Origin of the sequence: Variovorax humicola, assembly GCF_037889915.1 — a bacterium.
GTDB lineage: Bacteria > Pseudomonadota > Gammaproteobacteria > Burkholderiales > Burkholderiaceae_C > Variovorax > Variovorax humicola.
In genome coordinates this window covers 70,394-84,913 of the sequence record NZ_JBBKZV010000009.1, presented here as the reverse complement: position 1 = coordinate 84,913, position 14,520 = coordinate 70,394, and the positions used below count along the sequence as shown (strand labels likewise).

Annotated in this window: 13 protein-coding genes and 1 pseudogene; 7 read left to right on the top strand and 7 right to left on the bottom strand. The window is 64.8% G+C overall.

Annotated features, from left to right (window positions below; all coding sequences use genetic code 11):
* Positions 1 to 1,068, top strand: a complete 1,068-nt coding sequence (locus tag WKW80_RS16695; RefSeq protein ID WP_340364686.1) for a Cj0069 family protein — start codon at positions 1 to 3, stop codon at positions 1,066 to 1,068.
* A gap of 47 nt (positions 1,069 to 1,115) precedes the next feature.
* Here the strand turns inward: WKW80_RS16695 and WKW80_RS37325 are convergent.
* Together WKW80_RS37325 and WKW80_RS16685 are read right to left on the bottom strand one after the other, a co-directional pair.
* Positions 1,116 to 1,181 (bottom strand): annotated as a pseudogene (locus WKW80_RS37325) (transposase domain-containing protein); the annotation flags it as partial.
* A 44-nt stretch (positions 1,182 to 1,225) separates the two neighbouring features.
* Positions 1,226 to 1,846 (bottom strand): GAF domain-containing protein, encoded by a 621-nt coding sequence (locus tag WKW80_RS16685; protein WP_340364685.1) that lies wholly within the window; start codon positions 1,844 to 1,846, stop codon positions 1,226 to 1,228.
* A 574-nt stretch (positions 1,847 to 2,420) separates the two neighbouring features.
* On the opposite strand from WKW80_RS16685, the gene WKW80_RS16680 reads away from it, so the two are divergent.
* The 3 genes from WKW80_RS16680 (at position 2,421) to sorU (ending at position 5,241) form a co-directional block, all read left to right on the top strand.
* The gene (locus WKW80_RS16680; RefSeq protein WP_340364684.1) at positions 2,421 to 3,518 is read left to right on the top strand and encodes a rhodanese-like domain-containing protein; all 1,098 of its coding nucleotides are present in this window, start codon (positions 2,421 to 2,423) and stop codon (positions 3,516 to 3,518) included.
* Between the two features lie 128 nt (positions 3,519 to 3,646).
* Complete coding sequence (gene sorT / locus WKW80_RS16675; protein ID WP_340364683.1) at positions 3,647 to 4,891, top strand: SorT family sulfite dehydrogenase catalytic subunit; 1,245 nt, start codon at positions 3,647 to 3,649, stop codon at positions 4,889 to 4,891.
* A 17-nt stretch (positions 4,892 to 4,908) separates the two neighbouring features.
* On the top strand, positions 4,909 to 5,241 hold the full coding sequence (gene sorU, locus WKW80_RS16670) for a SorU family sulfite dehydrogenase c-type cytochrome subunit (RefSeq protein WP_422822917.1): 333 nt from the start codon (positions 4,909 to 4,911) through the stop codon (positions 5,239 to 5,241).
* A gap of 232 nt (positions 5,242 to 5,473) precedes the next feature.
* On the opposite strand, the gene WKW80_RS16665 is transcribed toward sorU, so the two are convergent.
* The 4 genes from WKW80_RS16665 to WKW80_RS16650 all read right to left on the bottom strand — a co-directional run bounded on the left by WKW80_RS16665 (position 5,474) and on the right by WKW80_RS16650 (position 8,744).
* The gene (locus tag WKW80_RS16665) at positions 5,474 to 5,764 is read right to left on the bottom strand and encodes a hypothetical protein (protein WP_340364682.1); all 291 of its coding nucleotides are present in this window, start codon (positions 5,762 to 5,764) and stop codon (positions 5,474 to 5,476) included.
* A 364-nt stretch (positions 5,765 to 6,128) separates the two neighbouring features.
* A complete protein-coding gene (locus WKW80_RS16660) occupies positions 6,129 to 6,746 on the bottom strand; it encodes a LexA family protein (protein ID WP_340364681.1) in 618 nt (205 codons plus the stop codon).
* Positions 6,747 to 6,920: 174 nt separating this feature from the next.
* Complete coding sequence (locus WKW80_RS16655; protein WP_340364680.1) at positions 6,921 to 7,595, bottom strand: UdgX family uracil-DNA binding protein; 675 nt, start codon at positions 7,593 to 7,595, stop codon at positions 6,921 to 6,923.
* A gap of 60 nt (positions 7,596 to 7,655) precedes the next feature.
* Entirely contained in the window at positions 7,656 to 8,744 is a 1,089-nt protein-coding gene (locus WKW80_RS16650) for a cyanophycinase (RefSeq protein ID WP_340364679.1), read from the bottom strand.
* Between the two features lie 181 nt (positions 8,745 to 8,925).
* Between WKW80_RS16650 and WKW80_RS16645 the strand changes: the two genes are divergently transcribed.
* A complete protein-coding gene (locus tag WKW80_RS16645) occupies positions 8,926 to 9,402 on the top strand; it encodes a DUF3606 domain-containing protein (protein ID WP_340364809.1) in 477 nt (158 codons plus the stop codon).
* A gap of 281 nt (positions 9,403 to 9,683) precedes the next feature.
* A complete protein-coding gene (locus tag WKW80_RS16640; RefSeq protein ID WP_479694157.1) occupies positions 9,684 to 9,896 on the top strand; it encodes a cation efflux transmembrane domain-containing protein in 213 nt (70 codons plus the stop codon).
* Between the two features lie 208 nt (positions 9,897 to 10,104).
* On the opposite strand, the gene WKW80_RS16635 is transcribed toward WKW80_RS16640, so the two are convergent.
* Positions 10,105 to 10,602, bottom strand: coding sequence for an Lrp/AsnC family transcriptional regulator (locus WKW80_RS16635; RefSeq protein ID WP_340364808.1), 498 nt, complete (start codon positions 10,600 to 10,602; stop codon positions 10,105 to 10,107).
* 91 nt (positions 10,603 to 10,693) lie between these two features.
* Between WKW80_RS16635 and WKW80_RS16630 the strand changes: the two genes are divergently transcribed.
* Complete coding sequence (locus WKW80_RS16630) at positions 10,694 to 14,284, top strand: indolepyruvate ferredoxin oxidoreductase family protein (protein WP_340364677.1); 3,591 nt, start codon at positions 10,694 to 10,696, stop codon at positions 14,282 to 14,284.
* Positions 14,285 to 14,520 lie beyond the last annotated feature (236 nt).

Below are 14,520 nucleotides of genomic sequence, written 5' to 3'. Positions count from 1 at the left end.
GTGGCACGTCAGATTTCCGTAGCGTTGCTCTACCCCGGTGACCGTGCGATGCGAGACCGCGCCGACCCGGGCGAGAGCCGATTCGTCGCCTTGTTCGACGCCTTCGGGGCGGCGGGCATATCCGCCGAGCCTGCCGTCTACCACGACGACTTCGCGGATGAAGTGGCCATGCAGTTGCGCCGTCTTGACGGGGTGCTTGTCTGGTGCAACCCAATGGAGGGTGGGCGGCGGCGAGACCGGCTGGACGCGATGCTGCGGGACCTGGCGCAGGCCGGTGTCCTGGTGAGCACGCACCCGGACGCCATCCTGCGGATGGGCACGAAAGACGTGCTTGTGGAGGTCTGCGACCTGCCTTTCGGCAGTGATGCGGTGCGTGTCGATACGCTCGATCAACTGGCGGAGGAACTGCCCGGACGGCTGCGCGGGGGCGCCCGCGTACTCAAGCAGTACCGCGGCTCCAGTGGCATCGGGGTATGGCGGGTCGAGGCCATCGCGGAATCGCCACAACTGCGTGTTCGGCATGCCCAGCGCGGCAGCGAAGAAGAAGTCATGGGGATGCCGGCTCTGCTGCAGCGTCTTGCGCCGTACTTCGAGCCCGCGAACGGCGGGCACATGATCGACCAGACATGGCAGCCTCGCCTGGTGGACGGAATGGTGCGCGCCTATCTCGTCGGGGACCGGGTGGCCGGCTTCGGCCTTCAGGCGATCAATGCGCTGTGCCCTGCGCGCGGCGACGAGCCCCCGCCGCCGGTCGGTCCGCGCCTGTACCACGCGGCGGACCTGCCGCAGTTTCAGTATCTCAGGCGAATGCTCGAGACACGGTGGGTCGAACTGCTGAGGCAACGCGTAGGGCTTCCGTACGAGCAACTACCGATGCTGTGGGACTGCGACTTCATGTTCGGGGAGCCGACACCCACTGAGCCGGAGCGCTACGTCCTGTGCGAGATAAACGTCAGCAGCGTGTCGCCGTTTCCGCCGTCGGCGATCGGCCCGCTCGTGGCGGCCATGTCCGCGAACTTGAAGGCAGGGGGGCGGGTCCAGGCTAAGACCGACGGGCGCCGGCAGTGAGGTAGGCGTTCCTCGGCGCGACCCGCTGGTTGAGAGGGCAGCCGCTCAAGCACGTCGCGGATGCAGGCATACGGGTCATGACCATTGAGCTTGGTCGACTGGACGAGGCGCATGATGGCCGTGGTGCTTGCCCGCTCGCAATGCCGCTGCGACGAACTCAGCGCCTGCGTTGCGGCGCGTCGCCTTTCGGCTCGAGTTGCCAATCCGCGGTGACTTTCTCGGTCGTTTTCGCGCGTTGCTCGTTGAGCTTCTTGGCTGCGAGTTGGGCCGAGAGTTCAAGCTTGCGCAGGTCGCGCTGCGTCAGCGATTCGTTGGGTGCAAAGCTGAAGCAGCACAGCGTGCCGTAGACGCGGCCGTCATCCAGCACGATCGGCGTGCTGAGGTGCGCGCCGATAGGGAAGGGCGTGGGCGGCAGGTCCGCAAAGCTCGGATGCGTGGCCACGTCGTTCATCAGGCGGGGCAACCGTCCCTCGACAACATACTGGCAGAACGATTCTTCCAGAGGCGACGATTCGCCCACCTCGATCACGCGGCTGGCCGGCTTGGCCTCGACCCGCCTGAAGACGCGTCGTCCGCCGACAAATTCGGAGACGAACACCACGTCCATCTGCAGGTGCTCGCGCAGCAGGCGCAGCACTTCGCCGACGGATTGATCGATCAGTTCATCGCAGCCGTCGGCGGTCGCCACCAGCAGCTCGCTGATGCGCACGTCAAGCGCATCGGGTGTGTAGTCCAAGTCGTGCAACACCATCAATTCCTGTCCATCCAATAAAGACATATCCATTACCCAGCGGCCCCCCCGAGTCGCGGGCCGTCTTGACGCTCCAATCACCGCGTCGCGCAAGCTTGTTGGCTGAAAATTCTGCGCGCACGGGAGCTTAGTAGATTATTAGCGGGGCGAGATGGAGGGATAGGAGCCCTCGACCTCCTCAATGCCGCCCGCGTAGCGCCATGGTTCTCTCCCGAAAACGAGGGTCCAAGCTTTATCTTGGAAGAATTGAATTCTTTTGAATTAATGCGCGGAAATTTTCTGTCCAGAATTGCCAAATAGTTCTGCGCGCGCCTGCCCGTGACACGCACGTATCTCCATACTTGTTGATACATCTTGTCATAGGAAGTAGGCGAAGCATATGTTTGGTCTTTCGACATCAAGTTTGTCCTGCGACCGGGGCGTCGTCCGATCGCACGCCGGCGTCAGCTGCGCAGCCGCAGCCGCAGCCGCTGCGGCATTTGGACTTTCGAGTGCGGCCATCGCTGCCTCGCCGTCCCCGGTCACCCCGTCTGCATCCGCGGCAGGCCTGAAGATACTGGTCAATGCGGGCGATCAGGGCGAACAGTCGCGCACCGCCACGATGCTCATATGGCGCGGCGCAGTCGAGCAGGCGCTGCGCAAGCAGCGCTATGGCGACTTCGCCGTGCTGGACACCAAGGAGATGGCCGGCGACTTGGGTTCCACGCGCGCCCGCGTTCCCGACGTGGTCGTTGGACCTGCCCACCTGATCGGCGCGGCCTTGCGCTACGGCTACGTTCCGGTCGCTGGAGTCGACATGCGCTCCCAGGCCGTGCTGGTCACGCTGTCCGATAGTGCAATCTCGACATTCGATCAGGCCAAGGGAGCGCACCTCGGTCTGCCGCAGCAGGACAGTCTCGTGACCTATCTGCTGCGCGGGGAGACGGTCGCGGCCAACACGACCATCCAGCGGCACTTCAAGGATGTCTACACCTCACGCTACCAGGACGCGCTGCTGGTCTGTCTGCAGATGAAGCGCTGCGACGTCGTGGGCGTCGAGCGCGCCACGGTCGACCGATGGCTTTCCGTCGGGACCAAGGTCAAGGTCATTTTCCAGACGCAGACTGCGCCCGGAATGGGCATCGCGATAAGGGACGTGGCCAAGCTGATGCCGGACGCCCTGCGGGCCGACCTCGCCGAGACCATGCAGAGCCAGCCAGCAACGGTCGCCAATGCGGCGCCTGCGCCCAAGGTGGTCCGTGTCGAAGCAGGAGACTACGCCTACGTCTCGACGCTTGGCTACTTCACGCCTCGCGCGCTTGCTGGAGCGACAGTGGTGGATGCGCAGACCGTCGCCTCGATGCTGGCAGTCCACCGGGCACGCTACATCGACACTCGCAACGATCTCGAATACAACGCGGGCCACGTCCCGGGCGCGACGCTGATTCCCTATGTCGAAAAGTCGACCAAGGAACCCGACTACGACGCCAGCGTCGACAACTTCGACATCGCCTCGCTTGGGGCAGACAAGAATGCGCCACTGATTTTCGGCTGCAATGGGCCGGAATGCTGGAAGAGCCACAAGGCGAGCATCGCCGCGATCAAGGCGGGCTATACCCGTGTCTACTGGTTCAGGGGCGGTGTCCCCGAGTGGCGACAGGCCGGCATGAAGATTGAGACTGGGGCGGGCGCCGCTGCGAGCGTCGCCGCCGCGCAATAGGGCAGACGCGGCGCTGTTTGCCGAAACCGAAACGCGCGCGCCGTTGAAACCGTCGCGTCATTCCGGCTACGATGCCGCTCCCTGTGCAAGGCGCAGCTTTCCAACTTTCCAAGAGGACCTGACCGCCCATGAGCTCCATCTTCGATCGCATTCCTGATTCGGCGGCCGTTCGCCCAGACCTGGCGCGTCGCGCCATGCTTGCCCAGTCGGCGTCAGCGCTCGTGGCATCGACGCTGCCGCTAGGTACTGCTTTTGCACAAACCGCTCCGGCCGTGCGTCCGTTGCCCTCTTATGCGGCGTTCAAGGACGCCGGTTCAATGATCGTTCACAGTGCGAACACGATCGAGATGCGCCGCGGGGCGGCCGGTACCGGTGCAGTCACTGCCGTGGCACACCTCTACGTTCGCAACAACCTGAATCCGCCCTCGCCAGACATCGTGGCGAAGCCCGACGCGTGGGTCGTCTCGATCGACGGCGTTCGCACGCCGCGGTCGTTCACGTTGGCCGAACTGAAGGCGATGAGGAGCGAAACGTTGACCATGGTCCTTCAATGCAGCGGCAATGGGCGCGGCATGTTCCCGTCCAAGCCGAGCGGGACCCCCTGGCAGGTTGGTGCCGCCGGTTGTGTCATGTGGTCCGGCGTGCCGGTGCGCGAACTCGCGCATTCGCTGGGAGGGGTGCGCCAAGGCATGAAGTTCATGACTGGCACCGGCGGCGAAGTGCTTGCCGCCGGCATCGATCCGAAGGCCCGCGTCGAGCGCAGCGTGCCGATCGCGGCAATGGAAGATGCGATCCTCGCTTGGGAGCTCAACGGAGAACCCATCCCGCTTGCGCACGGAGGGCCCCTGCGCTTGATCGTCCCGGGCTTCACGGGCGTCAACAGCGTGAAATACGTGAAGCACCTGGCCTTCACCGCGCAGGAGAGCGACGCGTCGATACAGCAGACCGACTACCGGATGACCGCTGCCTCGGAAGCTTCGATGCGTCCCACAGATCCGTCCGTGTGGCAGATGCCTCCGAAGTCCTGGATCAACTCTCCGCTCGCAGACAATCCGGGCTTGCAGGGGGGCCATGCAGGCGAGCTCACGATCCAGGGTGTCGCTTTCGGGGGAGTCAACGCGGTGCGCAGCGTCGACGTCTCTACCGACGGTGGTGTGTCATGGAACCGCGCCAAGCTGGTGGGTCCCGATCTCGGCCGCTACGCATGGCGGGAATTCGAACTGCCGGTCAAGCTTTCTCCAGGGAGCCACGTCCTGATGAGCCGGATCACCGATGTGAAGGGCAACGTTCAGGTCGAGAACCGCGTCGAGAACAAGGCCGGCTACCTGAACTCAAGCTGGCGCGACCACGCAGTCACCGTGACCGTAGCATGAGGGGCCGAAGGCGGGGCTTGATCGTCGGCGCTGTCATGTTTCTTGCGGGCTCGCAGGCGGCGGAGCATGCAAGCGCTCAGCAGAAAGGCGCGGACATGGAGGAAGGGCGAAAGCTCTTTTCCGTCGGAGCGCCGCCGGCGCCGGCTTGCGCGCTTTGCCATGCGCTGAAGGATGCTGGCGCGACAGGCGCAGTCGGGCCGGACCTGGATGATCTGCGTCCCGATGCCGAGCGCATCGAAAAGGCTGTACGCAACGGCATGGGGCCGATGCCGGCCTTCAAGTCGTTGAGCGACGCGCAGATCCAGCTGCTGACCCGATACGTCAGCAAGTCTGTCGGGACTGCACCTTAGACTTTTGCTTCGTTGCCGCAACAGCCCAATCCTGGCCGCGGCGGTTGCTCGCGGCGCTTCGAAGATGTGGACGGCGCGTGCCGAGCATCAGCCGCACCGCAGTGCGCAGGCTTCATGGCCAATCAATAGTCGAGGTGCCGCCGAGGCGGGTTGCAAGCCGGGCCATGCAGTGGGCGCGGGAGAGCTTGGAAGTGTCCATCGGTGGTGAGGCATTCCAGGCCTTGCGCCCGCCTCAGATGCCCTGGATTGCCACGTCATCGATGGGGTATGTAAAGTCCATCGTTTCAAGTTTGATCGATTGCCTGGGCTTGAGGCGATGTCGGATTACGGCAGTGGCCGCGATCAACTCGAAGTGTCTCTCGCATGCCTCCAAAAGACTGTCAGGGCCGCCACGCGCCCCGAACAAATCCCGCAAGGCGTCCTCCGTGATCTCGCCGAGGATGCGCGGTCCATCCAGTCCGTCGGGATAGATGGCGAACCGGACCGTCGCCGTATCGAAGCAATGGACAGCTTCGCAGTTCATGGTTCGTCCTGGTCTTGTTCCGCAGCTTCCAGTTCTCGCGGGTCCGTGCCACCGTCGCCCGCGAATGCGGTGATGCCGAACGACTTGTCCAGCGCGTTCAAGGAATCCTTCACTGCTCGCAAGGCAATGGCTCGCTCGTCGGCTGTTGCTGCCGGTGCCCCATTGGGCGGCGCCAATGCGTTTCGCAGGCGCTCACACGAAATTTCCCAACGGAGCCTTGCATGCGATCGTGCAAGTCCCATCGTCTTCCATCCTTCTACGACCGACCCTCGCTCACCCGACGCAGGTGCCGCGAAAGGGCGGATAGAAAACTTAGCACTGCTGCCAAAATCTATCAATAGGGCGCGACCTCTTGACCCTGTCTTTATCGGAATCGCTTGGTGAATTCCCGGACGACACCGATCACCCGTGCTCCGTCGAGCGGCTTGATGGGATAGCGCGTATTGAGTGGCTTGAGATAGAAGTCGCCGCCGTCCTTCACGAGTTGCTTGAACGTCGTTTCGTTTGCTTCGTTGAGCGCAATGACATAGTCGCCCGGCTCGGGCGTCATCTCCGGCTCTACGACCAGGATGGAACCGGGTGGAAAGGAATCCCCGACCTCGCTGACCATGCTGTCGCCATGCACGCGCAATGCATAGGTATGGCGCTGGATCGGCACGCTGACCGGGACGGTCTCGAATTGCTTCTTCGGCTTGAAGTTGTCGATGACGGTGTAGTTGCCTGCCTCGACCTCGGAGACAAGCGGCACCTCACCGCGCATGTCGGCCCCGCGGCTGCCAGCGGAAACGCCCGACACCAGTTCCGCAATCGAGATGCCGAGGAGCCTGGCGACTCTCGCCTGATTGGTTCGCTTGGGCGCCGTGCCTCCAGGTTTTTCCCATTGCTGTACAGCGCCACGACTCACCCCCAGCGCGTCAGCAAACTGCTGCTCGCTCATGTTGAGACGTTTGCGTCCTTCGCGGATCAGGTTGTGCGTGCTCACAGCCCAAGGTTAGGCGCTGCTGCGGATAGAAATTGATTCCATGATAGCGATTCTGTCGGCGATTCCAAGCGTTTGGGCCGTGAGCCATCATGGCTTCCTGGGTAGTCGCCGCAGGACCTGTGGGGCGGTGTCGAAGGTATCGAATCACGGCGCTCGCCCTGGCAGAAGCGATGTTCAACGTGACAACAGCAAGTCTGACGCGACCGACAGATCCTCGAGCCAGTTCGCCCATGCGGCCTCACGCTGTTCGGGATCGCCTCGCAGCAGCGCCGAGGGATGCAGCGTGACCAGCACGCGCCGGCCGGCGACGTCCTCCTGCCAATGCCCCCGTTCGCGCATCACCGCCACCGGCCGCTGCAGCAGGGTGCGCGCAGCGGTCGCGCCGAGCGCGAGGAAGGCCTTTGGCTTTACTCGCGCGATCTCCTCTTCAAGCCAATGGTGACAGGCATCGATCTCGCGTTGCGCCGGAGTCTTGTGCATGCGGCGCTTGCCGCGCAATTCGAATTTGAAGTGCTTGACCGCGTTGGTGACATAGAGCCTTTCGCGGTTCCAGCCGAGCTCGGCAATGGCGCGATCGAATAGCCCGCCCGCCGGCCCCACGAAAGGCCGGCCCGTCAGATCCTCCTTGTCGCCCGGCTGCTCGCCCACCACCATCAGCACCGCGTTAAGCGGACCCTCGCCCATGACCGACTGCGTTGCATTGGCGCCCAGCGGGCATTCGCGACAGGCGTCTGTCGCTTTGCGCAGCGCTTCGATCGAACGCGGTCGGGTCGGCGGTGATTCAGGCTTCTTCATCGTGGAGCGCCGCGTGGCTCGAAGTTGGAATCGGCCCCCGAGGTCCTCGCGCATGTCGGCACGCGGCACCAGCAGGGGCGACCGGGGACACGGCGGCTGCCAAGGAATCGCCCCTCAGTAGATCCCGTCTCCCGGCTGCGAAGAGATCAGTACACCCGCTTCGGCCGACAGGTCGTAGCGCGTCGTCGCGCCGCCGACGCCGGTCCAGTTCTTGACGTGGAACGACCCCGCGCCCGACAGCCGCTCGACCAGCACGTTGCGAAAGGTCAGCGGCTGGCGCGGCGCGCACACCATCGGCGCGACAGACGGCCGCAGGAAGTACACCGATCCGCCGAGGTCGACGCCTTTCGCGTCGCGATCGGCCACCCGGGTTGCGACGCCCTTGTCGATCGCCACCGCGGTCGATGGATCGACCCCGATGGCGCGCGCTGAGTCGACGCTGATCCAGCCGTCGCCGGGGTTGGTGAGACGCGCCAGGAAAGCCAGCAGCCGACCCATGCGGTCGCGCTCGTCGAGATGCGAGTCGGTGATGACGCCGGTCATCGCGGCGGCAGTGAGGAAATCCCGGTCGAGCGTCATGCGGTGGTTGTAGGGGTTGGCCAATGCGGCGGCCGAGGTCACCGAGCCCTTCAGTGCGGCGAAGTCGAATTGCCCCAGCACCGCCAGCCCGGCACTGGTGCCGCCGATCGGCACGTTGCGGCGGACGAGGTCTCGGATCGCGTCGTCGAGCGCGGTGCCCTTCCAGAACTCGATGTAGTCGCTCTGGTCGCCACCCGCGATGAACAGGGCTTCGGCCTTGCGCACATGGTCGACGACGAAGGGGTCGTTGGCCGCCTCGACCGAAGGGATCACGAGCGACTCGACCGAATCGACGCCGCCCATCGCATAGACGTATTGGTTGTAGCCGTCGGCGCCGGTCGCGCGGATAACGACGAAGTCGCCGCCGCCGCCCTTGTCGATCATCCATCGAAACGCCGCGTCGATGTCGAGGCCACCACCCATCAGCAGCGTCGAGGGCGAGCGCGGTGGCTGCGACGATGCCGCATCGGCCGGGTTGCCGGTGAGGTAGTAGTCGTAAGACGTCTTGGGCTTGGGCCCAGACGACGCGACCAGCGCAGCGCCGAGCGCGGCGATGCCCAATGCCAGCCGCGCCAGCAGGCGCAGGACCGGCCGAGGGCCGCGTGCAGGGTTCTTTGCGTGCATCTTCAACTTCTCCTCGGCGCCGCCACAGGCGCCGGGGCATCTTGTTGGAGGGCCTGTGGGATGTCAATGGACAGCGTGACTGTCCCGCAGCGATAGCTGACGCCGGGCTGCCAAGGCGCCGCCATGCCATGGGGCGAACCCATTCGCTCTCCAAGCCGAACGCAGATTGGACATTTCGAACATGGTGATGTCATTGACGCTGGCCGCAGTCACGATGAACGACAACGGGATGCCACGACCCGTCCACCAACAGGTGACGCTTGCTTCCCTTTTTCCCCCAATATCGCGGCCGGGTTCCGCCCGACCGCTTTCCCGCGTCATTGGCGCTTTGAACAGGAAGAGAACTTTGGTCGTAGGCCATTCGCCGTCAGCAATATGCGCGGAAACTCTGATGCCAAGTTGGAAGATGCTCTCGACAATTTTCATGCGCCGCATTAGTCCAGAGCGCAGTTGTCGGGAGCCCACGATGTACCACGATTTCACCAAGACAGGATTGGACCGAAAACCGATCTCCCTGGAAATGCCGAACGAGGTTCGCACGTGGTGCAACACGTTCGGCACCACTGAAGCTGAATTGCGCTTCGCCGTCAGCAAGGTTGGCAACTCGGCAAGGAAAGTGCGCGAATACCTGAAGGCCTCGGGGTCGTCCAAGCGGTGAGGTGCGATCCAGGTGACCATTGGGAGTCCCGGCAGGGCGACGAGCGACACAACTGCAAGTGCGCCCGTTGGGGCACCTCGTTTGATCAAGAAAGCTCGTGAGGCCACACGAGCAGGCGAGGTGGAGCGGGTTCGGTCCGGGGCGATCACGCAGTAGCGCCAGACCGGCACGTTGTCCGCGTAGCTGATGCAGAGGCTGTGGCGCACCAGGCGGTAGCCAAGCGCCAACGCCACCTGGGCCAGTTGCTCCAGTTCCCGCGCGGCATCGCGCAAAAACGGCGGGTGAGGCAATTCTGGGGACTGATCGTCGCGGTGCTGATCTTCGGGCTTGGCGGCGGCGTGTCGTTCTACGAAGGCGTGCAGCACCTGCTGCATCCGGTCGAATGGATGGACGCGACGTGGAACTACATCGCGCTGGCAGCGGCGGCATTGATCGAGGGCACGAGCCTTGGGAACGCGCTGCGGCAGTTCCTCAAGCAAAAGGGCATCGCGTGACCCGCGACGCATGAAACCAGGACGAGCAGGCAAAGTCTGTTCGTGGGCCCCCGGACCCGGCTTCGCCGGGCCGCCGGGTGCGCCCCCTCGAGCCAGGACGAGCACGGCGAGGTCTGTTCGTGGGCACCCCCGGAACCGGCTTTGCCGGGCCGCCGGGAGCGCCCCCTTCGAGGGGGAGGCGCCGCAGGCGCTTCGGGGGTGTTTCAATTCAAGCGCGGCTGGTCGCGCCCAGATTGATCGGCAGACTGCCCCCGTGCTTGACTTCCCGCAGCACGATCGCCGAGCGCACGTGCGTGACGCCGGCCTGTTCGAACAGGGTGGTGTGCAGGAAGCGCTCGTAGTGCTTGATGTCCGGCACCAGCACCGTGAGGATGTAGTCGGCCGGACCGGTCGCCGACACGCAGCGCACGATCTGCGGGCTGGCCTCCACGGCCTTCTCGAAGTCGCGCACCTTCGATTCATGGTGGCGATCGAGATTGACCTCCGTCACCGCTGCGAGGTTGAGGCCGACCTTCTCGCGATCGACGACAACCGTGTAGCCACGGATCACGCCCGACGCCTCCATTTCCTTGATGCGGCGCCAGCACGGCGTCGACGACAGGCCGACCTTGTCGGCGATCTGCTGGACAGTTTGGCGAGCGTCTCGCTGCAATTCGAAGAGGATCTGCAACGAGTGATTGTCGAGAGGAACAGAATCGTCGTTCATAGCTTGGTTTGAGAAAAATATTCTCGAAAGCAGGGTAGATTTGGGTGCATTGGAGAGGATATTCCTCGCCACCGCGAAGAACAATCCCTGCATGAATGCTCCTGCAACTTCGCTCTCTCTGCAACGCGCCGACTACAAGCTATCGGACGGCCTCTGGGCCCATTCGGGCGCCATCTACCTGACGGGAACGCAAGCCCTGGTGCGCGTGCTCCTGATGCAACGCCAGCGCGACCGGGCCCGCGGACTGCACACCCAGGGCTTCGTCAGCGGCTATCGCGGTTCGCCACTCGGCATGGTCGACCAGGCCATCTGGAAGGCGGGCGCGCGCTTCAACGATGCGGGCATCCGCTTCGTCCCCGCGATCAACGAGGAACTCGCGGCCACGCAGGTGCTGGGTACGCAACGCGTGGAGTCCGATCCCGAGCGCACCGTCGAGGGCGTGTTCGCGATGTGGTACGGCAAGGGGCCGGGCGTCGACCGCGCCGGCGATGCACTCAAGCACGGCAATGCCTACGGTTCGTCGCCGCATGGCGGCGTGCTGGTGGTGGCCGGCGATGACCATGGTTGCGTTTCGTCCTCGATGCCGCACCAGAGCGACCATGCCTTCATGGCGTGGAGCATGCCGGTGCTGCAGCCCGCATGCGTGGCCGAGTACCTGGAGTTCGGCCTGTATGGCTATGAACTGTCGCGCTTCTGCGGCGCATGGGTCGGCATGGCCGCGCTGTCCGAGGTGGTGGAGAGCGCGGGCACCGTGGACCTGGACCGGGTCAACGCGCGCGTCGCGGCCTGGGCCGATGCCGAAACCGTTCGTGCCGACACCGGCCATCGCGCGCCGGCCGACGGCCTGCACTACCGCTGGCCCGACCTGCCGTCGCTGCAGATCGAATCGCGCCTCGTCGACAAGCTGCAGGCCGTGGCCGCCTTCGCGCGCATCAACAGCATCGACCGCCACGTCATCGAGAGCGCGCAGGCCACCGTCGGCATCGTGACCTGCGGCAAGGCGCACTTCGATTTGATGGAGGTGCTGCGCCGGCTGGAGGTGACACCCGAGAGCCTTGCGCGCGTGGGGGTGCGGCTCTACAAGGTGGGCCTGAGCTTTCCGATCGAGCAGACGCGCATGCGCGCGTTTGCGCAGGGGCTCGACGAGATCCTCGTCATCGAGGAGAAGGGCGCGATCGTCGAGACGCAGTTGCGCGACCTTTTCTACAACGCACCGCCGGATGCGCGGCCGGTGCTGGTCGGCAAGCACGATCGCGACGGCCGGCCGCTGGTGTCGGCGCTCGGCGAATTGCGGCCCTCGCGGCTGATCGAACTGGTGGCGCATTGGCTGTCGGTGCACTTCCCGGACAACGCCGATCTCGGCGACCACTTCCAGCACGTGCGCGATTTCACACCGCCAGAGTTGCTGAGCAATGGCGGCGACTCGGTCAAGCGACTGCCATATTTCTGCGCCGGTTGCCCGCACAACACCAGCACCAGGGTTCCGCAGGGGTCGACCGCACGCGCCGGCATCGGTTGCCACTTCATGGCCAACTGGATGGACCGCAGCACGGCCGGGCTGATCCAGATGGGCGGCGAGGGCGTCGACTGGGTCTCGCATTCGATGTTCACGCGCACGCCGCATGTGTTCCAGAACCTCGGCGACGGCACCTACTACCACTCGGGCTACCTCGCGATCCGCCAGGCCGTGGCGGCGAAGGCCACGCTCACCTACAAGATCCTGTTCAACGACGCCGTGGCCATGACCGGCGGGCAACCGGTGGACGGCGAGATCAGTGTCGATGCGATTGCGCGCCAGGTGGAATCCGAAGGCGTGAAGCAGGTGGTTGTCGTGAGCGATGCGATCGACAAGTACGACGCCATCAAGGGCAAGTTCCCGGCAGGCACAGAGTTCCATGACCGCAGCGAACTCGACGCCGTGCAGCGGCGCCTGCGCGAAGTGCCGGGCGTGACGGTGCTGATCTACGAGCAGACCTGCGCCGCCGAGAAGCGCCGCCGCCGCAAGAAGGGCGAGATGCCCGATCCGCCCAGGCGCCTGTTCATCAACGAGGCCGTCTGCGAAGGCTGCGGCGACTGCTCGGTGCAAAGCAATTGCGTCGCGGTGCTGCCGCATGAAACCGGGCTCGGCCGCAAGCGCAAGATCGACCAGACGAGTTGCAACAAGGACTACTCCTGCGCGAAGGGCTTCTGCCCCAGCTTTGTCGGCGTCACCGGCGGCACGCTGCGCAAGAAGAGCGGTGCGCTGGCCGCGGGTCGTGATGCGTTCCTGCAGCACGTGTCCGCATTGCCGTTGCCCGCTGCGCGCGCGTGGGATGCACCCTACGACCTGCTCGTCACCGGCGTCGGTGGCACCGGCGTCGTGACGGTCGGCGCGGTGATCGCGATGGCGGCGCACCTCGAGGGCATGTCGGCCAGCGTGCTGGACTTCATGGGCTTTGCGCAGAAGGGCGGCGCGGTGCTGAGCTTCGTGCGGCTCGCCGACCGGCCCGAACGGCTGAACCAGGTGCGCATCGACACGCAGCAGGCCGATGCAATCCTCGCCTGCGACGTCGTGGTCGGCGCCTCGCCCGATGCGTTGCAGACGGTACGCCACGGTCGCACGCGCATCCTGGCGAACACGCACGAGATTCCGGTTGCGGAATCGCTGCGCAACCCGGATGCCGACCTGAAGGTCGAACTGCTGCTCGAGAAGATGCGCTTTGTCGCAGGCAGCGAGCAGATCGAGACCTTCGATGCGCAGACGCTGGCCGAGGAATTCCTGGGAGACACGCAGGCATCGAACGTCCTGGCGATGGGCTTTGCATGGCAGCGTGGGCTCATCCCTCTCGGGCTCGAATCGCTCACACGTGCGGTCGAACTCAACGGCGTGGCTGTTGCGTCGAACCTGATGGCCTTCTCGCTGGGCCGGCTGGCTGCCGGCAATTCAAGCGCAATCGAGGCGCTGCGCAGCGCCGCCACGTCGGCGCCGCAGGACGAGTCACCCCGCGCGCTCATTGCGGATGCGGTGGCTCGCCTGACCGGCTACCAGAACGAGGCCTGGGCGCGCCGCTATGAAACGCGCCTTCGCCGCCTGCTCGAACGCGAGTCGGCATTGGCGGGCGGCGATGCGAGCCTGCCGGTCACCCGCAACGCGGCGCGCAGCCTGCTCAAGCTCATGAGCTACAAGGACGAGTACGAAGTGGCGCGCCTCTACACCGATGGCAGCTTTCGCGAGAAGCTGGCCGAGCAGTTCGAGGGCGACATCCGGCTTGAGTTCCACATGGCGCCGCCGTTCCTGTCGCGGCCGAAGAACGGGCAGCCCCCGGTCAAGATCCGCCTCGGCGCCTGGATGCTGCCGGCGATGAAATGGCTGGCCCGCGGCAAGGCCTTGCGCGGCACCGCCTTCGACCTGTTCGGCCACACGGAAGAACGCCGGCTGGAGCGCTCGCTGATCGTCCAGTTCGAAGCGCGTCTCGACGAGTTGATGGCGGAACTGTCACCGGTCAACCAGAAGCTCGCGGCACAGATTGCGGCCGTGCCGATGACGATCCGCGGATACGGGCACGTGAAGCTGGCCAACCTCGCGATGGCGCGTGGCCGCGAGGCCGAGCTGCTGCACCGCTTCTCGCCAGGGCGCTACCCGCGGCCTGTCGGCGAGGCAAAGGCGGGGCAGATACGTGGAATTGCCGTGGTGTCGGGCTGAGAGCGTTCGCGAAACACGGCGCGTCCCTGCATGATGCTGCATGTCGTTTTTCGCTTGCCTCATCCAGTTCTCGACTGTCAGACCCTCGACCCGGCCGAAGCCGACCGTGTCGAGTCATGCGTGGCTGCTCATCCATCTCGCAATCGGCATCTGGGCCAAATCGGCCTCGAGCTCATGCGTGCCCATAGGTCGAGGAATGGCGCCCGAATGTCCCGCCACCATCTACCAACCGGGAA

Coding starts and splice junctions, on each gene's coding strand:
- WKW80_RS16685 (WP_340364685.1), bottom strand. CDS start 1,846: ATGTCTTTATTGGATGGACAGGAATTGATGGTGTTGCACGACTTGGAC.
- WKW80_RS16680 (WP_340364684.1), top strand. CDS start 2,421: ATGCTCATATGGCGCGGCGCAGTCGAGCAGGCGCTGCGCAAGCAGCGC.
- sorT (WP_340364683.1), top strand. CDS start 3,647: ATGAGCTCCATCTTCGATCGCATTCCTGATTCGGCGGCCGTTCGCCCA.
- WKW80_RS16665 (WP_340364682.1), bottom strand. CDS start 5,764: ATGAACTGCGAAGCTGTCCATTGCTTCGATACGGCGACGGTCCGGTTC.
- WKW80_RS16655 (WP_340364680.1), bottom strand. CDS start 7,595: ATGCGCGAGGACCTCGGGGGCCGATTCCAACTTCGAGCCACGCGGCGC.
- WKW80_RS16650 (WP_340364679.1), bottom strand. CDS start 8,744: ATGCACGCAAAGAACCCTGCACGCGGCCCTCGGCCGGTCCTGCGCCTG.
- WKW80_RS16645 (WP_340364809.1), top strand. CDS start 8,926: ATGGTGATGTCATTGACGCTGGCCGCAGTCACGATGAACGACAACGGG.
- WKW80_RS16635 (WP_340364808.1), bottom strand. CDS start 10,602: ATGAACGACGATTCTGTTCCTCTCGACAATCACTCGTTGCAGATCCTC.
- WKW80_RS16630 (WP_340364677.1), top strand. CDS start 10,694: ATGAATGCTCCTGCAACTTCGCTCTCTCTGCAACGCGCCGACTACAAG.